This window comes from Actinoplanes sp. NPDC051859 (assembly GCF_044452725.1).
Classification (GTDB): Bacteria; Actinomycetota; Actinomycetes; order Mycobacteriales; family Micromonosporaceae; genus Actinoplanes.
Genome location: NZ_JBITBX010000001.1, coordinates 563,070 through 583,545, shown reverse-complemented (window position 1 = coordinate 583,545; position 20,476 = coordinate 563,070). Strand labels below are relative to the sequence as shown.

15 protein-coding genes and 1 riboswitch are annotated in these 20,476 nt (G+C 70.5%); of the genes, 8 read left to right on the top strand and 7 right to left on the bottom strand.

Translation table 11 applies throughout. The features are described 5' to 3' along the window. Nucleotides 1-328: 328 nt before the first annotated feature. Nucleotides 329-1,207, bottom strand: a complete 879-nt coding sequence (locus tag ACIA1L_RS02700; RefSeq protein ID WP_396070708.1) for a diacylglycerol/lipid kinase family protein — start codon at nt 1,205-1,207, stop codon at nt 329-331. Beyond that, a complete protein-coding gene (locus ACIA1L_RS02695; RefSeq protein WP_396070706.1) occupies nt 1,204-2,706 on the bottom strand; it encodes an FAD-binding oxidoreductase in 1,503 nt (500 codons plus the stop codon). Before ACIA1L_RS02695 ends, ACIA1L_RS02700 begins: the two co-directional genes overlap by 4 nt. 17 nt (nt 2,707-2,723) lie before the next feature. Between ACIA1L_RS02695 and ACIA1L_RS02690 the strand changes: the two genes are divergently transcribed. From ACIA1L_RS02690 to ACIA1L_RS02670, 5 genes are all read left to right on the top strand, one after another. After that, nucleotides 2,724-3,332 (top strand): TetR/AcrR family transcriptional regulator, encoded by a 609-nt coding sequence (locus ACIA1L_RS02690; protein ID WP_396070704.1) that lies wholly within the window; start codon nt 2,724-2,726, stop codon nt 3,330-3,332. Next, a complete protein-coding gene (locus ACIA1L_RS02685) occupies nt 3,329-4,897 on the top strand; it encodes a glycerol-3-phosphate dehydrogenase/oxidase (protein WP_396070702.1) in 1,569 nt (522 codons plus the stop codon). Before ACIA1L_RS02690 ends, ACIA1L_RS02685 begins: the two co-directional genes overlap by 4 nt. Before the next feature lie 168 nt (nt 4,898-5,065). Next, nucleotides 5,066-5,698, top strand: a complete 633-nt coding sequence (locus ACIA1L_RS02680) for a TetR/AcrR family transcriptional regulator (protein ID WP_396070700.1) — start codon at nt 5,066-5,068, stop codon at nt 5,696-5,698. After that, on the top strand, nt 5,699-7,435 hold the full coding sequence (locus ACIA1L_RS02675) for an ABC transporter ATP-binding protein (RefSeq protein ID WP_396070698.1): 1,737 nt from the start codon (nt 5,699-5,701) through the stop codon (nt 7,433-7,435). A gap of 168 nt (nt 7,436-7,603) precedes the next feature. After that, a complete protein-coding gene (locus tag ACIA1L_RS02670) occupies nt 7,604-9,556 on the top strand; it encodes an ABC transporter ATP-binding protein (protein ID WP_396070696.1) in 1,953 nt (650 codons plus the stop codon). 74 nt (nt 9,557-9,630) lie between these two features. On the opposite strand, the gene ACIA1L_RS02665 is transcribed toward ACIA1L_RS02670, so the two are convergent. Together ACIA1L_RS02665 and ACIA1L_RS02660 are read right to left on the bottom strand one after the other, a co-directional pair. Beyond that, nucleotides 9,631-12,552, bottom strand: coding sequence for a Calx-beta domain-containing protein (locus ACIA1L_RS02665; RefSeq protein ID WP_396070694.1), 2,922 nt, complete (start codon nt 12,550-12,552; stop codon nt 9,631-9,633). A gap of 14 nt (nt 12,553-12,566) precedes the next feature. Further along, nucleotides 12,567-12,646: riboswitch (cyclic di-GMP riboswitch) on the bottom strand. A gap of 355 nt (nt 12,647-13,001) precedes the next feature. Further along, complete coding sequence (locus ACIA1L_RS02660; protein WP_396070692.1) at nt 13,002-14,183, bottom strand: hypothetical protein; 1,182 nt, start codon at nt 14,181-14,183, stop codon at nt 13,002-13,004. A 156-nt stretch (nt 14,184-14,339) separates the two neighbouring features. Here ACIA1L_RS02660 and ACIA1L_RS02655 point away from each other — a divergent pair, with 156 nt between their 5' ends. From ACIA1L_RS02655 to ACIA1L_RS02645, 3 genes are read left to right on the top strand one after another with little or no spacing between them, the layout of a single operon-like run. Continuing rightward, nucleotides 14,340-15,188 carry a family 16 glycosylhydrolase gene (locus ACIA1L_RS02655; RefSeq protein WP_396070690.1) on the top strand — a complete coding sequence of 283 codons (849 nt, stop codon included), beginning with the start codon at nt 14,340-14,342 and terminating at the stop codon, nt 15,186-15,188. Nucleotides 15,189-15,236: 48 nt separating this feature from the next. After that, a complete protein-coding gene (locus tag ACIA1L_RS02650) occupies nt 15,237-16,478 on the top strand; it encodes a hypothetical protein (protein ID WP_396070688.1) in 1,242 nt (413 codons plus the stop codon). Further along, nucleotides 16,475-16,780, top strand: coding sequence for a hypothetical protein (locus tag ACIA1L_RS02645; protein WP_396070686.1), 306 nt, complete (start codon nt 16,475-16,477; stop codon nt 16,778-16,780). Before ACIA1L_RS02650 ends, ACIA1L_RS02645 begins: the two co-directional genes overlap by 4 nt. On the opposite strand, the gene ACIA1L_RS02640 is transcribed toward ACIA1L_RS02645, so the two are convergent. Genes ACIA1L_RS02640 through ACIA1L_RS02630 form a run of 3 tightly spaced genes read right to left on the bottom strand, consistent with a single transcriptional unit; the run spans nt 16,720 to nt 20,476 of the window. Then, a complete protein-coding gene (locus ACIA1L_RS02640) occupies nt 16,720-17,607 on the bottom strand; it encodes a sulfotransferase family protein (RefSeq protein WP_396070684.1) in 888 nt (295 codons plus the stop codon). The two genes, ACIA1L_RS02645 and ACIA1L_RS02640, sit on opposite strands and share 61 nt — an antisense overlap. Next, nucleotides 17,604-19,106 (bottom strand): polysaccharide biosynthesis C-terminal domain-containing protein, encoded by a 1,503-nt coding sequence (locus ACIA1L_RS02635; protein ID WP_396070682.1) that lies wholly within the window; start codon nt 19,104-19,106, stop codon nt 17,604-17,606. The genes ACIA1L_RS02640 and ACIA1L_RS02635 overlap by 4 nt, the downstream gene beginning before the upstream one ends. Then, nucleotides 19,103-20,476, bottom strand: coding sequence for an O-antigen ligase family protein (locus tag ACIA1L_RS02630; protein WP_396070680.1), 1,374 nt, complete (start codon nt 20,474-20,476; stop codon nt 19,103-19,105). The genes ACIA1L_RS02635 and ACIA1L_RS02630 overlap by 4 nt, the downstream gene beginning before the upstream one ends.

Here is a 20,476-nt window from a genome sequence, read left to right as displayed (position 1 = left end):
ACCCACCAGCCGGTGGGTACCCGCTTTCGCCGTCACCAGGGCTTCAGGTTTGGGGGCCCTGCAGCACCCCCAGCTGCCGTCGTCAGCATTCCAGGGGCAGCCGGCTCCCACCCGCCGATCTGCCACGGCCGGCACTGCCCCGTCCTTCCGGGCGTCGCGCTGACGGAGCGTTCGGATCACCTTGAGCATCTGGTCATGCCGAGCAATCCGCTCCACCGGCGATCAATCGCGATCGAGAGCGCAAAATCTTGACAAGAGTCAGGAACATCCGGTCGACAAACGGGATCGCCGTGGGCCGCCCCTGGCGGAGGGCGGGCCCACGGCGAAGTCAGGCGCCGATGAGATGCAGGGCGCCGGGCTGGACGCGGACCGTGACCGGCCCCGCGGGCAGACGCTCACCGTCGGCGTAGAAGGGGGTCGGGCGGTCCGTCTCGATCCGCACCTCACGGATCTGCCGGCTGGTGATGCCCGGCATGGTCACGTGCGTGCCGTGCTTCATGCCGTTGAGCACGGGCACCAGCCGGCGGCGGTTGAGGTCGCCGATGGTGACGAGGTCGAGCAGACCGTCGTGCAGGATCGCCGCCGGGGCGACCTTGAGGGCGCCGCCGTACCAGGGGCAGTTGGCGACCACCACCGTGTTTCCGCGCAGTTCTTCCGTGATGCCGTCGACCGTCAGGGTGTAGGTCAGCGGCTTCCAGCGGGCGAGGACGCCGGCCGCGGCGATCTGGTAAGCGATCGGTTTGCGGGGCAGCCGCCAGCGGTTGGCGGCGTCGTTGGCGGCTGCGTCGAGGCCGGTGCAGACGCTGCCGATGACCACCCGGTCGCCGGCCAGTGCCACGTCGACCGGGCGGCTGGCGCTCTCCCGCAGGGCGGCGGCGAACTCCGAGACGTCGTCGCGGGGCAGCGAAATGGCGCGGGCCAGGTCGTTGCCCCGGCCGGCCGGGATCACGCCGAGCTCCGCTTCGGTGCCCAGGACGCCCGCGGCGACGGCACCGACGATGCCGTCGCCGCCGACCGCGAGGACGGCGTCGCCGCTGCTGGCTGCCGCGGCGGCCAGCTCGGTGGCGTGGCTTAGACCGCGGCTGTACGTGACCTGGACCCGGGCGCCGGTTTCGCGGAGCACTTTGGCCAGGTCGATCATCGTCTTCGCGGCTGCGCCGGAGCCGGCCGCGGGGTTCACCACCGCCGTGAAGGATTCGCGGATCATGGGAGCAGGATTCCCGGGTTCAGCACGTTGTGCGGGTCGGTGGCCTGCTTGACCGCGTGCAGCATGGCGACGCCGACCGGGCCGATCTCGGTGGCGTACCAGGCTTTGTGGTCACGACCGACACCGTGGTGGTGAGTGATGGTGGCGCCGGAGGCCGAGATGGCGTCGCCCGCCGCGGTCTTGGCCGAGCGCCACTGGGCGATCGGGTCCTCGGCCTGCGCCGCCACCACGGTGTAGTAGAGCGAGGCACCGGTCTCGTACACGTGGGAGATGTGGCACATGACGATCGGCGGGGTGCCGGCGTCGCCGAGGGTGTTCACCAGGGCGTCGCGGACGGAGCTGTAGGTCTCGGGCAGCCGGTCCCAGAAGGTGGCGGTTTCCAGCGTCTCGGCCAGCGCGCCCGCGTCGAGCAGGGCGTCGCGCAGGTACGGCGCGCGGAACCGGCCCGCTTCCCAGGCCTTGCCCGGTGCCTCCCCGAGCGGCTCGGCGCCGAGCTCCGTGAGCCGTGCGGACGGGTCGGCGGCGCCGTCGAACCAGCCGACGATGGCGAGGCAGCCACCGTTGGCGTCGCTGGCACCGGTCGCCGCGTTGATCATGGTCTCGGCCTCGTCGGAGAGCCGGAGCACCGCGGGCAGCGGCCCGTCCTGGGCAAGGGCGCGGACCGCCTGCATCCCGGCCTCGAACGACGGGAAGGCCCAACCGGTGTAGGTCAGCTCGCGCAGCGGCCGGATCCGGACGGTCACCTCGGTGACCACGCCGAACGCACCCTCGGAGCCGAGCAGGAGCTGGCGCAGGTCGGGACCGGCGGCGGACTGTGGGGCCTTGCCCAGGTCGAGCGAGCCGGCGCCGGTGGCGGCGCGCAGGCCGACGACCATCTGGTCGAAGCGGCCGAACCCGGCGGAGGCCTGGCCGCTGGACCGGGTGGCGGCGAACCCGCCGATGGTGGCGAACTCGAAAGACTGCGGGAAGTGGCCGAGGGTGAACCCTTCGGCGTTGAGCATTTCCTCGGCCTTGGGGGCCGCTACGCCCGCTTCGAAGGTGGCCGTCCGGGAGGTCTTGTCCAGCCGGACGAGCCGGTCCAGGCCGCTAAGGTCAAGGGCGAGGACGCCTGCGTAACCCTCGCGGACTGCGCGCAGACCGCCCACCACAGAGGTACGGCCACCGTGCGGCACGACGGCGATCCGGTGCTCACCGGCGATCCGCAGCACCTCGACGACCTCGTCGTGGGTGGTGGGCCGGGCCACGCCGTCGGGCGCGTCCGGCACCGCACCGGAGCGCCCGGTGAGCAGGTCCTCGGTCGACATGCCGCCCGCGTGGCGCAGGCGCGCATCGGTGCTGGTGTCGAGTCCGGGGAAAGCGGGCAGCGGCGCGGGTGGGGTGAGCTCGGGCTCGGCGGCCGGGCGCGGACCGGTCACGCCCAGAGCGGACGTGAGCAGGTCGCGCACCGTGGATGGCAGCGTGACGGCGTCGGCGGGAGCTCCCCAGCGGAAGGTGGTCATGCGTTACACTGTGACACATGACGTCAACTCGTAACAGTACGTCTTCGAGAAACAATCCGGAGGACGCACTTCTCGACGCCGCCCGCGAGTGCGTGCTGGCCGTGGGACTGCGGCGCACGACGCTGACCGACGTGGCCCGCCGGGCCGGCGTCTCCCGCATGACGATGTACCGTCGCTGGCCGGACATGGCCGCACTCATGGCCGACCTGATGACCCGCGAGTGGAGCTCACTCGCGATCACCTCGGACTCCGAGGCACAGGGTGGCACCGCCCGCGAGCGCATCGTCGACAGCCTGGTCCGCGGCGCCCGGTCGCTGCGCCGGCACGCCATGTTCCGCCGGGTCGTCGAGCTCGACCCCGAGATCCTGGTCCCCTACCTGGTCGACCGGCGCGGGGGCGTCCAGAACGCGATCCTCGACCACCTCGTCTCCGCTATCAAGGCCGGCGACAGCGACGGATCGCTGCGCGCGGGCGAGCCGGTGCTGCTGGCCCGGTCGGCGATCCTGGCCGTGCACGGGTTCGTGATCTCGGCAGGCACCATGCTCGACCACGACAGCCCGGAGGTCACCGAGGACGCGCTCGACGCCGAGCTGCGCCTCCTGCTCGATCGGTTCCTGCAGCCGTGAGCGCGACCCGACCCGGTCCCGCGGCCGAGAACCCCACATCCCTCTCCGCAGCCCGCCGCGTACGCGAGCTGGCCGACCTTTCCGGCGGCATCACCGTCGACGTGCTCGTCGTCGGCCTGGGCGTGACCGGCGCGGGCGTCGCGCTGGACGCCGCCTCCCGAGGCCTGTCGGTGGCCGCCATCGACTCCGGCGACCTCGCTTTCGGCACGTCCCGCTGGAGCTCCAAGCTCGTGCACGGCGGCCTGCGCTATCTCGCGGGCGGGCACATCGCGCTGGCGTACGAGAGCGCGGCGGAGCGCAACGTGCTGTTGCGGCGCACCGCCCCGCACCTGGTGAGCGCGCTGCCGATGGTGTTGCCGCTCACGCCGTTTGTGCCGCCGTCCCGCGAGCTACTGGTCCGGGCGGGCTTCGCCGCCGGCGACCTGCTGCGCGCGGCTGCGGGCACTCCCCGTTCGGCCCTCCCCCGCTCCCGCCGGATCTCCGCTGTCGAGGTGCGCCGGATGATTCCCGCCGTCCGCCGCAACGGGCTGCGTGGCGGCCTGGTGCAGTGGGACGGCCAGCTGGTGGATGACGCCCGCCTCGTCGTGGCCCTGGCTCGGACGGCGGCCGGTTACGGTGCGCGCATCCTGACCCGATGCGCCGCGGAGGAACTGCACGGTAAGGGTGCGACGGTCCGGGACACGCTGACCGGCGAGCACCACGAGATCCGGGCTCGCACGGTGGTCAACGCCACCGGCGTGTGGGCCGGCGACCTGGATCCCGCGGTCAAGCTGCGCCCGTCCCGCGGCACGCACCTCGTGCTGCGCGCGGCAACGCTCGGCAACCCGACGGGGGCGCTGACGATCCCGGTGCCCGGCGAGACGAACCGGTTCGTGTTCGCGCTGCCGCAGCCGGGTGGTCTGGTGTACGCCGGACTGACCGACGAGCCGGTGGACGGCCCGGTGAGCGACGTGCCGCAGCCCAGCAAGACCGAGGTGGGGTTCCTGCTGGACGTGCTCGCCACTGCATTGGACGTCTCGGTGACCGAGGCGGACGTGGTCGGCAAGTTCGCCGGGTTGCGGCCACTGTTGGCTGGCCGCGCCGACAGCACCGCCGACCTCTCCCGCAGCCACGCGGTGCTGACGTCGGCGATCGGCGTCACCACGGTCGTCGGCGGCAAGCTGACCACCTATCGGAAGATGGCTGCGGACGCGGTCGACGCCGCGATCCGGCATGCGGGCTTGTCGGCGGGACCGTGCCGCACCGCACGGACCCCGCTGGTTGGCGCGGCGCCACCGGAGAAGCTGTTCACCGTCAACGCCCCGCCTCGGCTGATCGCCCGGTACGGCGCGGAGGCCACGGCGGTGCACCGGCTCGGCACGGAGGACCCCGCACTGCGGGAGCCGATCGCGCCCGGCATCGAGGTGACGGGAGCGGAGCTGCTGTTCGCGGTGCGTCATGAGGGCGCGCTCACCGAGGACGATCTGCTGGACCGGCGGACCCGCTTGGGCCTGGTGCCGGAGGATCGGGTCCGCGCGGAGCCCGCCGCAAAGGCGGCCCTGGCCGCAGCAGACCGGGCAGAGTAACCGCCGCGGCCGGGGGCGCAAGCCGGGCCAGGTACGACAAGCCGGGCTGGGCGAACAAGCCGGGCCGGGCGGGATAGACAGGGCGAGGAGGAACCCGGGCTCGGGGGAAAACGCCGGGAAGAAGGAAATCACTGGCTGAGTGAGTGCTCGCTCATTAAGCTCCCCGGCGTGACTTCTCCTACCGGCGAGGCCCGGCGGCGACGGGTGCGTGCGATGGCACCCGACGACCGCCGGGCCGCACTCGTCGCCGCCACCGTTCCGTTACTGCACGAGTGCGGTCTCGACGTCAGCACGCGTCAGATCGCCCAGGCCGCCGGCGTCGCCGAAGGCACCATCTTCGGTGTCTTCCCCGACAAGGACTCGCTGGTCGTGGCCGCGCTCATGCATGCGCTCGACCCACGGCCCACGATCGAGGCCATCGCCGCCATCGACCCGGCCGAAGGTTTGCGCGAGCGGCTCGCCCGGGCGGCGGCGCTGATCAACGAGCGGTTCACCTCGAACGCCCATCTCATGGCCGGCGCCCGCAAGCTGTTGTTCGCCTCGGAATCCCACCCGGAGGCCGCCGCGAAGATGGCCGCGGGCCGCGAGCGTCTGCACTCCGCGCTCGCCGAGCTGATCGAACCGGACGCCGCCCTGCTGCGGCGGCCGCCGGGCACAGTGGCCCGGCTCCTCCTGCTCTTCTGCGGAGCAAATTCCTTCGGGCCGTTCGGCGACCCCGCCCGCTTCGACGGGGACGAGCTGGTCTCGCTCCTGCTCGACGGGCTGCTCGTCGCGTCCGGTCCTGACCACGGGGGTGCGTGAATGCTGATCCGACTGTTGCGGGCGCGGCTGCGACCGTACAAAAAGCTGATCTTGTTGGTGGTGGTGTTCCAGTTCATCGCGACCATGGCGACGCTGTATCTGCCCGCCATGAACGCCGACATCATCGACCAGGGCATCGTGCCGGGCGACACGGGCTACGTGCTGGAGCTGGGCGGCGCGATGCTCGGTGTCACGCTGATCCAGATCCTCGCCCAGATCGCCGCGGTCTACTTCGGCTCGCAAGCCGCGATGGGTGCCGGACGGGACATCCGGGCCGCGATCTTCGGCCGGGTGATGGACTTCTCCACGCGTGAGGTGGGCCAGTTCGGCGCACCTTCACTCATCACCCGGATCACCAATGACGTCCAGCAGGTCCAGATGCTGGTGCTGATGGCGTTCCTGCTGATGGTCTCGGCGCCCATCATGTGCGTCGGCGGCATCCTGCTCGCCCTGCGTGAGGACGTGCCGCTGTCCGGGCTGCTGCTGGTGATCGTGCCGCTGCTGCTCATCGTGGTGGTGGCGCTGATCGCCGCCATGCGTCCGCTGTTCCGCGGCATGCAGACCCGCATCGACACGGTGAACCGGGTCATGCGCGAGCAGATCACCGGCATCCGGGTCATCCGCGCGTTCGTCCGCGACGACCGCGAGCAGGCCCGGTACGGCGACGCCAACGACGCACTCACCGCCGTGTCGCTCAAGGCCGGCAAGCTGATGGCGCTGATGTTCCCCACCGTCATGCTGATCGTGAACATCTCGAGCGTCGCCGTCCTGTGGTTCGGCGGGCACCGCATCGAGGACGGGCCGATGCAGGTGGGCGCGCTCACCGCCTTCCTCAGCTACCTCATGCAGATCCTCATGGCGATCATGATGGCAACGTTCATGCTGGTCATGATCCCGCGCGCCGACGTATGCGCCGAACGCATCCAGGAGGTACTGGATACCGACTCCTCGGTCCAGCCGCCGTCCGCGCCGGTCACCACCCTGGACCGGCACGGCCACCTGGAACTGCGTGACGTCGACTTCCACTACCCCGGTGCGGAGGCTCCGGTGCTCTCCCAGGTGCGGCTGCAAGCCCGTCCCGGCGAGGTCACCGCGATCATCGGCAGCACCGGCTCCGGCAAGACCACGCTGCTCAACCTGATCCCCCGGCTCTTCGACGCCACCGGCGGCACGGTGCTGGTCGACGGCGTCAACGTCCGCGAGCTCGACCCCGGGCTGCTGTCCCGCACGGTCGGCCTGGTGCCGCAGAAGCCGTACCTGTTCAGCGGCACCGTCGCATCGAACCTGCGCTACGGCAACCCGGACGCCACGGACGACGAGCTGTGGGCGGCGCTGGAGGTCGCGCAGGCCAAGGACTTCGTATCCCGGATGGAGGGCGGCCTGGCGGCCTCGATCGCCCAGGGCGGCACCAACGTCTCCGGTGGGCAGCGGCAGCGGCTCGCCATCGCTCGGGTGCTGGTCCACCGGCCGGAAATCTACCTGTTCGACGACTCGTTCTCGGCGCTCGACTACGCCACCGACGCGGCATTGCGGGCCGCCCTGGCCGAGCGCACCGCAGACGCCACCGTGCTCATCGTCGCGCAGCGCGTCAGCACCATCCGCGACGCCGACCGCATCATCGTGCTGGACGACGGCCTGGTCGTCGGCACCGGCACCCACCCGGAACTCATGGAGTCCAACGAAACGTACCGGGAGATCGTTTTGTCCCAGCTCACCGAACAGGAGGCCGCGGCATGACTGACTGCACCGAGGCTCGCCTGCCGGCGGCTAACGACGGCCGCACCGCCGAGGGCCACGAAGGCATGCCAGGAGGAACAGCATGACTGACTGCACCGAGGCTCGCCCGCCGGCGGCTAACGACGGCCGCACCGCCGAGGGCCACGAAGGCATGCCAGGAGGAACAGCATGACCTCGGCCGAACGGAGGCCGGCGCCGCCGGCGATGGGGCCGGCCCGGATGATGGCCGGTGGGATGCCGGCCGAGAAGTTGCAGGATTTCAAGGGGTCGAGCAAGCGGCTGCTGGGCATGCTGCGTCCGCAACGGATGCTGGTCGGCGCGGTGCTCGTGCTCGGCATCGCCAGCGTGACCCTGTCGGTGATCGGGCCGCGGCTGCTGGGCCACGCGACCGACGTCGTGTTCGCCGGCTGGCTCGGCAAGGATCTGGCCCCCGGGCTGAGCAAGGCTGACGTCGTGGCGCAGCTGCGCGCCCGCGGCGAGACCGGCCAGGCCGACATGCTGGCCAAGATGGACTTCGTGCCCGGTCAGGGCGTGGACTTCGACAAGCTCGGTCACATCCTGCTGTGGGTGTTGGGGATCTACGTCGCGGCGTGGGTCTTCGGCGTGCTGCAGGGCCGGATGACCGCGCAGGTCGCCCAGTCCGCCGTGCACGGGCTGCGCCGGGACGTCGAGGCGAAGCTGTCCCGGCTGCCGCTGTCCTACTTCGACCAGCAGCCGCGGGGCGAGGTGCTGAGCCGGGCCACGAACGACACCGACAACATCGCGCAGACCCTGCAACAGACGCTCGCCCAGCTCCTCACCGCACTGCTGATGATCGTCGGCGTGCTGGCGATGATGCTGTGGATCTCGCCGCTGCTGGCGTTGATCGCGCTGATCACCGTACCCGTGTCGATCTGGGTCACCACCCGGATCGGCAAGCGGTCGCAGCCGCAGTTCGTCGCCCAGTGGAAGACCACCGGCAAGCTGAACGGGCACATCGAGGAGATGTTCACCGGCCACGCGCTGGTCAAGGTCTTCGGCCGCGGCAAGGAGGCGGCGGAGACCTTCGAGCAGCACAACAGCGAGCTGTACGCGTCCAGCTTCCGCGCCCAGTTCATCTCGGGCCTGATCCAGCCGGCCATGATGTTCATCAGCAACATCAACTACGTGCTGGTGGCCGTGGTGGGTGGTCTGCGGGTTGCCTCGGGCTCGCTGACGCTGGGCGAGGTGCAGGCGTTCATCCAGTACTCCCGCCAGTTCAGCCAGCCGCTCACCCAGGTCGCCAGCATGGCCAACCTGGTGCAGTCCGGGGTGGCCTCGGCGGAGCGGGTGTTCGCCCTGCTCGACGCGCCGGAGCAGGAGCCCGATCCCGAGCCTTCGGGGGTACGCCCGGCAGCTGGCCGGATCGCCTTCGAGCACGTGTCGTTCCGCTATCTGCCGGAGAAGCCGCTGATCGAGGACCTCTCGTTCGTGGCCGAGCCGGGTCAGACGGTGGCGATCGTCGGGCCGACCGGTGCCGGCAAGACGACGCTGGTGAACCTGCTGATGCGCTTCTACGAGGTGACAAGTGGGCGGATCACGTTGGACGGCGTGGACATTGCCACGCTGCCCCGGGCTGAGCTGCGGGAAAGGGTCGGCATGGTGTTGCAGGACACCTGGCTGTTCGGCGGGACGATCGCGGACAACATCGCGTACGGCGCGGACGATCCGTCGACCGCGGATGTGGCCGCTGCGGCGGAGGCGGCACACGTGGATCGGTTCGTGCGTACCCTGCCGGATGGCATGGACACGGTGATCGACGAGGAGGGCGGCAATGTCTCCGCGGGTGAGAAGCAGCTCGTCACCATCGCGCGGGCGTTCCTGGCCGAGCCGAGCATTCTGATCCTGGACGAGGCCACCAGCTCGGTGGACACCCGCACCGAGGTGTTGATCCAGCGGGCGATGAACACGCTGCGTTCGGGGCGGACATCGTTTGTGATCGCGCACCGGCTGTCGACCATCCGGGACGCTGACGTGATCCTGGTGATGGAGGACGGCGCGATCGTCGAGCAGGGCAGCCACGCTGAGTTGATCGCCGCGGGTGGCGCGTACGCGCGGCTCTACTCGGCGCAGTTCGCGGAGGCCGCGGTCGAGGTGGACTGACCACGGCGGACATGCGGAAGGGGGCGGCCCGTGGGCCGCCCCCTTCTTACTGCTTCATTCGGTCAGCCGCTAGGTCAGCGGATGGAGAGCCGGATGCTCTTCGAGGTGTTCGTCAGCATGCCGACGTCACCGTCGCCGTACACCGTCGCCTTGTAGAGGTACGAGGCGCCGGAGCGGAGACCGGTCAGCGTCCGGACGAACTTGCCGTTGGCGTCCAGCGTGCCCTGGCCCACGGTGCTCCAGGTGCCGTTGCTGTTGGCGCGCAGGATGCGGACCGACAGCCCGGCGACCCGCGGGTCACCGAAGACCGACAGCACGGCCTGGCCCCGAGCAGACGACCGGGCGAAGAAGTCCGGGTCCTGCTTCAGGTTCACCTTGACGGCGTTCGACTGGTTGGTGCCGTCGTTGGTGCGGAACCACCAGCCGGTCGTCGTGAACTTCGGGAAGAAGTCGTACGTGCCGGCGCTGCTGGCGGTCGTGTTGCCGAGGTTCTGCCAGTCCGCGCTTTCCGCGGCACCGATCGGCTTGCCCCACAGGGTGACGCTCGCACCGGCGGTGGCCTTGCCGCTCAGCTTGAGCGAGCCGACACCGAGGCGGAAGGCGGCGGAGGACATGAGCGTGAGCTCCGCGTCCGGCTCGCTCGGCGCTTCACCGTCGTTGGCCGGGATGGTGACGACACCGTCCACGACCTTGCCGGTGCCGGCGAAGCCGGTGCCCGAGACCAGGATCGTCTCGGCCGGTTCCGGCGTGGTGTCGTCGGCGATCGTCAGCGTGCCGATGTTCACCGTCGAACCCGACGGGGTGTTGGCGCTGATGGTCACCGGGAAGGCGGCCGGGCTGAAGTCGGTGCCCGAAGCCGCGGCCTTGCCACCCATCGCCTTGCCGGTGAGCGAGATGTTCAGCACCGTCTGGGTCGACGAGCTGCCCGTCACCACACCCCGGAGCACCGGGGTCTCACCCTCGGCGGCGTCGATCGACAGCACCTCCAGCGACGGCGCCATGTCGTCGTTGGTGATCGTCAGCGACGTGTTCAGCGGGCCGCCGGTCGCGTCGTCGTCGCTGTCCCGCGTGATGGTGTAGCGGACCGTCTCGTCCGGCTCGAAGACCTCGTCGCCGTTGATGACGACGAGCATGTAGCCCGAGGTCTGACCCGCCTGGATGGTGCCGGTCAGCGGGGTGACCACCTCGTAGTCGACGTTGTTCGTGGCCGTACCGGCCGGGCTGGACGCCGCGGCCACCCAGTCGACGTCCTCGGCGCTCGGGTTCGACAGCTTGAGCTGGTAGAGCACCGCGACCGGGCCGTTGGTCTCGTTCTCGGTGAAGTCCGACTTGACCAGGCTGAGGACCGGCTTGTCGTCGTCGTCCTTGATGAGGACCTGGTTGGCGGTCAGGTTGAGACCCGCCGCGAGGCCGGGAGACGAACTCGCGTCGCTGAGGGTGATGACCATGTTCTCGCCATTGCCCTCGTCGACGTTGTCGCCCATGACGTCGACGGTGAACGACTTCTCGGTCTCACCGGGTTCGAAGGTCAGCGTGGTCGCCGAGACCGCGGTGAAGTCGACGCCGTTGGTCGGGACGCCGATGCCGGCACCCGCGTCGGCCGAGCCGGCACCGACGATGTACTGGACCTTCTGCTGCCGGCCGGAGGCCTTGCTCAGGGTGACCTTGAAGGTCCGGGCCCGGCTGATGGTCGGGCCGCCCTCGGTGACCTCGACCGGCGTCAGGGTGACCTGCGGGCCGGGCGTGGTGCCGCTGTCGTTGATGCTGCCGGTCTGCGCGGACGGGTTGCTGACCGAGGCGTTGGTCGGCTCGGTGATCTTGACCTGGAGGTCCTCGATCGCCTCGTCGATCGAGTCGAGCTTGGTCTTGACGGTGATCGGCACCTTCGGCGTCTGCGACAGCGGGTCGAAGGTCAGCGTGCCGGTGGCGGCCTCGTAGTCGTCGCCCGCCTTGGCGTTGCCGTGGCCGGCGACCTGAGTGCCGGCGGCACCGTCAGCGGTGGCCCACTTCGCGGTGACCGTGTTCTCCGACTGCCCGCTCAAGGTGGCGTTGAAGGTGAGCGTGCCACCCTCGGACACCGCGGTCGCGGGGTCCAGGTCGACCGTCGGCGCCGCGTCGTTGTCCTCGATGTTGACCGTCACCGACTGGGTGCCGGTGACGTTCAAGCCGGTGGCCGTCTTGACGGTGAAGCTCTGCACCTGCGGCTCGTCGATCGTGTCGTTCTTGACCTCGACCTCGATGAACCCGGACGGGTCGCCGGCCGGGATCACGATCGCGTCGTCCACGGCGTCGTAGTCCTGCGGCGCCTTCGCGGTGCCGTCCTCGGTGGCGATCGGGATCGTCACGTCGAACGGCGAGTCCTTCGACAGCGTCGCGGTGACCGTGGCGTGCCGATCCGCGTTCGCGAGTCCCTCACTGACCGTGGTGGGGTTGCTGGACAGCGTGAAGGTCGGGTTGTCGTCGTCACGGATGGTGCCGACCGCAGCGGCGGTGCCGAAGGTGATGTTCGGCGAGGCCGTCGACGCGGTCAGGGTGACGGTGAAGTCCTCGTCGTCCGCCTCGTCGTCCTGGTCCTGGGTGGTCTGGACCGTGACGGTACGCGTCATGTTGGACGCCGTGTTCGAGGTCGCCGGGAAGACGACGGTGCCGACGCCGGTGGTCTCGTTCGGCGTGACGGCGGTGTAGTCACCGGGCGCCGTCGCAACGCCGTTGGAGGTGGTGAACCTGACCGTCTCCTGCGGGATGGTGTTGCCGTTGGCCGGCTTGGTGCGGGTGATGGTGAAAGTCATCAGCCCGCCCTCGGTCACCTCCGTGTCGGCGATCGAGTAGACGCCGTCTTCGGCGGCGGCGTAGGCGGGCGACGAGACGAGGACGGTCGGCACGAGGCCGACGATGCCGGCGACCGCGGCCGTCAGCGTCGTCCGCACCGACTTCGGGCCACGCAGCATGAACGGTACCGAGCCGCTCTTGGCCGCATGGGCTGGTTGATAGCGCATGTGTTTCTGTCTCCTTCGGCGGCTGGGCCGCCTCCCGCTCGGGAGGTCCCTGGCTTTGCGTCCCCGTCTTCCGACGGGTTTGCCTTTTTCTCGGTACCGCTCGCGACAACTGTGGTACGCCGCCGCGAGACCGGTTCGGCGCGTCCTGAAGCACAGGAGAAGCTCGCACTTGGGAACTGCGCCGACCGTACTGTAACCACGGATTTGCGGGGCTGTGGGGGAAATGGACTTTTCGGTCGGATGGCCCACTCCGCACGGTTTTATGCCGAGCGGTGATCATCCGATCGTTCGAGGTCAAGGGCCTGTACCCGCCTCACGAGGCGACTGTCGACACTCGCCGCGCTCGCGCTTTCCCGCTTTGCGGAGACGCTGCAGAGAAGATCGGACGGCGGCGCGCAACATAGTCGAATGTCGCGGCATAAAAGAGCGGAACGAGCAAAAAGTAATGACTATTTCTTGGCTTGGTGGCGATTTCGCGAAAAGCCCGCCGATCGGGCTACCGGTAACCAAGCGAGCAGGACTGCCAGCGCCGCCGCCGCCAGCAACGGCACCCGCCACCACCGGTTCCCATCCGGCGCCGGCGCGGACTGCGGCGCGGACACCCACGGCCGCGCAGTCTTCGACCAGGCCAGAAAGGCGTCCCCGATCGGCAGTTGGCCGGCGGCGTACCGCTTGGTCCACGGGGTGGTGACCGGGACACCGGCGAGTTCGCCATAGTCGGCGAGCGAGTCAGCCAGACCCTCGTCGCCCTGCACCCGGGCCGCGCCCAGAGTCACCGCTGTCGCGGACAGGCTCACGCCCCACACGAGCGGCCCGGAGTCGACATCCCCGGAGCCCGGGCTGCCCGGCGGAAACTCCCGCACCGCCGGGCCGAGCCGCAGCGGCCGGGTCACGAACAGCGCGCGGAAGTGCAGATACTGCTCGCGGGCAAAGGTCGGGTCGATATCCGTCAGGAAGCGCAGGATCATGCTCTGCGAGGTGCCCCGGGCCACCGACGTGGGCGCGCCGGTCGCCGGGTCCACGGTGTGCGGCAGCAACCCGGTCGCCGGATCGAGGCGCGTCCGTACGCCGGCCAGCCACCGAGCGACCGTGCCGCCGTACCGGGGTGGGAAAAGCTTGTCGTGCAAGCGCAGCGACGCGATCGCCACGGTGGAGTCGACCGGCCAGGCCTGCCCCGGATAGGCGGTCAGATACGGCGTCGGCGCCGCATCGAAGGCCCGGGCCAGCGCCGCCGACGACGCCTCGAACTGCTCGCGCAGCACCGGATCCGGGCGCACCGCGAGGATGCCGCCGCGAAGCCAGTTCGTCCAGCCCTGATAGAAGACGCCGTACTCGGGCGTGAGCTGTGCGCTGAACGGTGCCCGGCCCTCCGGCGTTTCCAGCCGCTCCAACGCCCAGCGCGCTTCGCTCTCGTTGCCGAGGTCCGCCTGGGTCAGGCCGTAGAGGGCGTACAGAAAGAAATAGCCCTCGGGGAACAGCAGTTGGGCTTCGGCGGCTGCGCCGTCGTCGAGGGCTGAGCGCAGGAACGTGAGCTGCCGCCGTACGTCCGCGGTGTCATGGTCGCCGGTGAGCCGCACGGCCGCGACGAGGGCGACCAGGGTGACCACGACGGCGGCGACCTTGCGGAGCATGCGCCGAGCGTAGGCAACCGACGCACTGGGGACCACGCTGCCTGATCCGACGGAGCGGACCGGCCGAACGGACGACACCGGGAGCGGATGCGGCGTGCTGTGATCTTGCTCGGTTGCCTATACGCTCCGAACCCGTCGACCCATGAGGGAGCGTTGATGCCGTCCCCGGCGCCTCGGACCTTGCTCATCATTGGCGCGGCCGTGGTCGCTGTGCTCGCCGCGGCCCTGGTGCCGTTGTTCACCGGCGCCGACGACGGCCCACCCGCCCCGCAGACCGCACCGGCCGCCGTTCCCGGTTGGCGGCTGGTCTGGGGCGACGAGTTCACCGGCGGCGGTCTGGACCGGGCCAAGTGGAACCTGCGGAACAACGAGGGTCGGGACATGGACCTCGGCTGCAACGTCGACAACCCCAAGAACACGCTGGTCGGCGACGGCAACCTCACCCTGCGCGCGCTGCGGGAGCAGGCCACCTGCAGCTCGCAGACCCGGCAGTACACCCAGTCGTACCTCGACACCATCGGCAAGGCGTCCTGGACGTACGGCCGCTTCGAGATCCGCGCCAAGTCGCCGAACGAGCCCGGGACGTCGCAGGGCCTCTGGCCGGCCTTCTGGCTGCGGCCGGACGACAGCGGCAACGGCGAGATCGACGTGACCGAGCTGCCCGGCGGCCGGGACTGGTACGACAAGTCCACCGCCGCCATCTTCTGGGACTACACGCCGGTCAAGGAGGACGTCCGCATCGGCCTGCCCGGCGGCGGCTATCCGGGGGACGGTTTCCATACATATGTCACGGAGTGGGAGGCCGGCTCGCTGAAGTGGTACATCGACGACAAACTGGTCTGGACCCGGGACCGCAGCACCACGCCGTGGTTCGACAAGGCGTTCACCAAGCCGTACAACCTGCGGCTGAACTTCCAGGTGGGCGGCTGGCTCGGCAGCCCGGACGCGCAGACCACGTTCCCGGCCGATTTCGTCGTCGACTACGTCCGGGTGTACCAACGCTGACCGCAGGGCCCTGTCATTCGTGACAGAGCTTCACCTATCGTCTAGCGGATGCTGAACGAGTCGACGCGGGTCTCCGTCCCTGGGCAGCGGCCCCCGTCCGACCCGATTTCCACCGCCGCCGACCCGCGTGAGCGGCCGGACGGTCTCGGCTGGGTCACCCGCGCCATTTTCGGCGACCCCGGCGTCACCGTCACCGTTGGCGACAACCCCGGTGCCACCCTCCGGTACGCCGTCGTCCCCTCGCTCGACGACGCCCGGTTCCTCCTGCCGCTCGCCACACGCCGGGTGACCGCGGCGTCGCTGCTGGCCTACAACGCGCTACGCCCGCCGAAAGTCCGCGCGGGCCGCGCCGCCGTGGGCACACTCGCCCGGCTGGGGCTGCTCGGCCTGACCAAGGCCCCTACCCTGTCCGTGCACGCCGCCGAGCCCCGCGACCTGCTCGCCGCCTTCCTCGCCGAGCAGCTCGGCGTGCCCCGCCTGCACGCCGCGATCGGCATCCGGCCGCCGGACCCGCACCACAAGCCCACCCTCCAACTCTTCGACGACCAGGGCCGCCCCCGCGGGTACGCGAAAATCGGCTGGAACGACGGCACCCGGGCCATGGTCCGCGCCGAAGCCGCCACCCTCGGCGACCTCCCCACCGGCGGCGGCTTCCCGCCCGCACCCGAGCTCATGCTGCACACCCAGTGGCGCGGCCGGGAGATCGCCGTCATCGCACCCATGCCCCGCCGGGTCAAACGGATCCGACGCCCCGAGCAGCCCCGGCTCGCGGCCATGCTGGCGGTGGCCCGGCGCGGCGGACCCGCCACCGCCCCGGCCCCGGTCGCCGGCCTCGTGGCGGCCTGGCGGCACCGGGCGGCCGGCGGCGACCCGCGCATCCACGGCTTCATCGACGCCCTCGACACCGACACCACCCTGGAATTCGGCGACTGGCACGGCGACTGGGTGCCGTGGAACATGGCCCGACACCGCGGCGCCCTGCTGGTGTGGGACTGGGAGAACCGGTCCGCAGGGGTGCCGGTCGGCTTCGATCTGGCCCATCAGGCGTTCCAGACCGCCCTGTCCACGCACGGACGGGCCGCCGCGGAGTGTGCGGTCGCTGTGGACGAGGCGCTGCACGCGTACGGCCCGGAGCTCGGGCTGGACGAGACAGCGCAGCGGTACGTGGCGGACGCCTACCTCGTCGAGCTGTGGCTGCGCACGTACGAGCTGTCTGGTGGCGGTGCCGGCTGGAACCCCAAGCTGCACCCGGCGCTGCTCGACGTGCTCGGCAGCCGCATACCGCGATGATGCGCCCGGAGCTCCTTGCCGTCCGGCGCTACTGGACGGAGCGGGTGGCGTGTTTGGAAACGCCCGGCGACGCCGCGGCCGCGCAGGTGCGAGCTAGCGCGGTGGCCGTGCTCGGGACGCACGGCCGGCTGACCTCGATCCAGCGGTCCATCCTGGACGGTGCCATCGTCGAGCTGGAGCAGCGAACGTTCCCGCACAGTGCCGAGCTGCTGCACCTGGCGCGGCTGGTGCTCCGCGCGATTCAGGACCAGTCGAACGTCATACCGAGGCGGGCTTCCAGTGCCGCGTTGTACGGCCGGTAGTAGGCGCTCAGCTCGGCGCGTACGGCGTCGTCCATGCCCTGGCTGGGCCGGTCGTTGAAGACGTCGTAGGCGGGCAGCTCGTACGGCGGCAGCCCGAGGAAGTCCAGGATCTGCGCGTACGTCTCGGCGGGCTTGCGGTACAGCGTCTCGCTGCCCACGATGCACAGCTGCGAGGCGTCGAAGCGTTCCAGCCACGGCTCGAGATGCTCGAGGTAGCGTCCGCGTGCCCGGTACGAATACCAGTCGTACGGCTCGGAGAAGGCGTCCGGGTCGGCCAGTAGCCGCTCCCGCTCCCCCGCGGTCCGGCTGTCCTCGGCGGCCAGGGCGGCGGCGAAGTCCAGGGGTTCGACGCCTTCGCCGCGCCGCTCCTTCCAGTGTGAGTACGCCCGCTCGACCGGGTCGCGCAGCAGCACGATCATCCGGGCGCGGGGCATCAGGTCGGCGACCCGGCCAGCCACCATCGGGTGGAACATGTAGAGCGGCGCGGCCTCGCCCACTTTGGACGGTCCGCCGTGCTTGCGTTCGAGCGCGGCCCGCTGCCGCCGGGTCGGGAAATGCGACCGGTACCAGGCTTCGCCGCGCAACCAGTTCTCCTCGAAGTAGTGCGAGGTCTTGGTGTTCCAGGCGGGAAACAGCCGCGGCACGAGTGGGTGCTGGATCAGGTAGCGCCACAACGACGTGGTGCCGCCCCGCTTCGTGCCGATGACGAGGAAGTCGGGCAGCGGCCGCTGGTCGCTGGTGTGCTCGCCGTAGCGCACCAGCAACTCCCGGACCTGCTCCCGGGCGCCTCGCGGTGCGACGCTCTTGATCCGGTCCTTGACGGTCATTGTTTCTCCTGGGGCTTCAGTTGGTGCCGGACCGCTGCCACGGCAGCGCGGATCCGGCGGTCGGACAGCAGGGCGAGGGCGCTGACGGCGACGATGCCGAGGGCCACGGCCAGGCCGGGCAGTCCCCGGCCCGCGATCAGGGTGCCGATTGCGGCCGCAGCGCCGGTCGCGGCGGTCACGGCAAGGGCAGAGCCGACGAGGGTACGCCCGAACAGCGCCTCCCCCAACGCCCGGCGAGCCAGCACCGCCGCCCCGACGTTTTCGCACACGATCCCGGCCGACCACGCCAGCGCCGCACCCAGAGCGCCATATCGGGGAATCAGCAGGAAACACAGCGCCAGGTTGACGGTCAGCCCGGCCACTGTGGCGCACAGGTGTCCCCGGCTGTTGCCGCTCATCAGGAGCACGGTCTGCACCAGCCCCACGCCCACATTGACGGCCATGGCGACGGCGAGCACGGCCAGCGGCGCCGCACCCGAGGAGAAGTCCGCGCCGAACAGGGCAAGAAAGGCCGGGGCGAACACCGCGAGCAGCAGGTACGCCGGCCAGGACAGCAGCACGATCCACAGGCTGGTCCGCCGGTAGACCTGCGCTGCCTCGGCCAGCCGTCCCGCGCCGAGCAGCCGGGACAGCTGCGGGGCGATGGCGACGCGCAGGCCCTGCACCACGAGGAGCCCGGCCAGGGCGTACCGGCCGACGGCGGCGAACACGCCCGCCTCGGCCTGGGTCGCCAGCGCCCCGGTCAGCAGGACGCCGACCCACATGCTGCTGGCGTCGATCGCCACCGAGGCAGCGCGGGGCAGCGCGAAGCCCCAGAACGACCGCCAGTCGGCGCGTGCTGGCCGCCACGAGGCCCCTGCGCCGACACCGAGCGGCTGGGCCACCAGGGCGAGCGCGATGACCAGCGCCACAGCGACCGGCAGCAGCCAGCCGGCGAACCCGGCGAGCACTCCGCCACCGGTCAGGACCGCAGCGATCATCAGCGCCGGGCGGGCCATCGGCACGAACAGGAACTGGATCCCCACGTACGCCGACACGGCCCGGGTCGCGCGGACGGCAGCCAGCAGCACGGTGCCGACCACGATCACCGGGACCCCGGCGAACGCCACCCGGATCAGCGTGGCTCCGGCCGGGTCGTCGAGCAACGCCCGCGAGATCGGGCCGGCGGCGAACAGCCCGGCCGCCGCGACGAGCAGGGCAAGTCCCGCGGTCGGCAGCAACGCCACCGGAATCAGCCGGGCCGCGTCGCCGGCCGGCCCGGTCCGCCGGCGCGGCAGCGCCCACATCAGACCGGTGTCGGCGCCGAGGCAGCACAGCGCGCCGACGATGGTGACCACTCCGATGACGCTGAACAGCGCACCCGAGCCCGCCGGCCCGAACGACCGCACGATCACGATGGTGAGCACGAACCCGAACGCGCCGTTGACCGCAGCCCCGGCCAGCCCGATCGCCCCGCTGCGGGTGCTGCGCCGCACCTCGGCAGGGGCGACCGCCGTCACGGGTGCACCTCCAGGCCGGGCTTGGGCTCCCGGTTGACCGGACCGTCCACCGCCGCGAGCCCCAGACCCACGGCGAAGAGCAGGACCGACATATTGGGATCGATGTACGCGTAGAACGGCGTCACCACCGCCGCGATGACCGGCAACGCGCTCAGCCACAACCCGGCCGGCGTCACCGCACCCGCGAGCCGACGTGCGAGGAGCAGCAACAGCACGTAGAAGCACACCGTTGCGGGAATGCCGTGGCTGTACAGCAGCTGCCAGATCATGCCCTGGGTGCCGAGCGGCTCGGCGGCGTGCGTGGTGTCGACCGAGTTGGGCTGGCCGAAACCGAGCAGCGGCGAGTGCAGCACTGCCGCCCACGTCTGCACGTACAGGTCGAAGCGGTCGGACGTCGTGTCGGTGGTCGAGGTGCGGTTGGTGATGAGATCCACGACCGGGATGAACAGCGTGACGATCCAGCCGGCCAACACGATCGCGGCGATCGGCAGCAACAGCCGGACCCGGCCCTTGGCGATCTCCCGACCGAGCAGGTAGAGCACGCCGGCGCCGAGCCCGATGAACATGCCCCGGTTGAGGGTGAGGAACGCCGGGACGAGCGACAGCGGCAACGACACCAGCAGGACGATGCGCATCTTCCCGCGCCGCACCGACGTCAGGTACGCCAGCACGAACGGCACGAGGAACGAGTACGCCGTACCCCAGTTGTTGGTGAACGGGTAGGGCGCCGCCGGCCGGTAGATCGGGTTGTTGCTCAGCTTGTTGAACTCGGTGGTGTCCAGCCGGACCAGGTCGGTGATGAACCGTTCGCTCTGCACGCCCTGCGGCAGCAGCAGCTCGAACGGGCTCGGCGCACTGAACTTGGGGAACAGGACACCACACCAGCCGAGCGCCACCATGCCCAGCCAGAAGAAAGCCAGCGGGTTCGCGATCTTCACCCAGGACGCGCGGTCACGGGCCACGTTGTAGACGTAGACGCCCACGATCAGCGCGGTGCACAGGTGACTCAACCGCAACCCGAAGACGGCCAGCGAGGTGGCCCGGTCGAGCCGAGTCGCGCTGATGACGACGAGGCCAAGCAGGATGAACCACAGCCACGTGCCGGTCGGCAGTCGGACGTCACCGCGCGTGGTGAGCAGCGCCAGCAGCACCATCCCGAAGAACGGCCACACGAAGTAGAAGACACCGAGCCCCCACCAGAGCGGCATCAGCGCGAACATCGCGGTGAGCGGCCACAACGGCAGTTTTGCCGTACGCACCAGCCAGGCCTGCGGATCGAGCACGCCGGGCTCGACCGCGGCGACGGCCCGCACTTTGGCCGGCGCGCTGGCGCTGATCAGCCGCCGGGGGCGTGCCGACGTCCTGGGCAA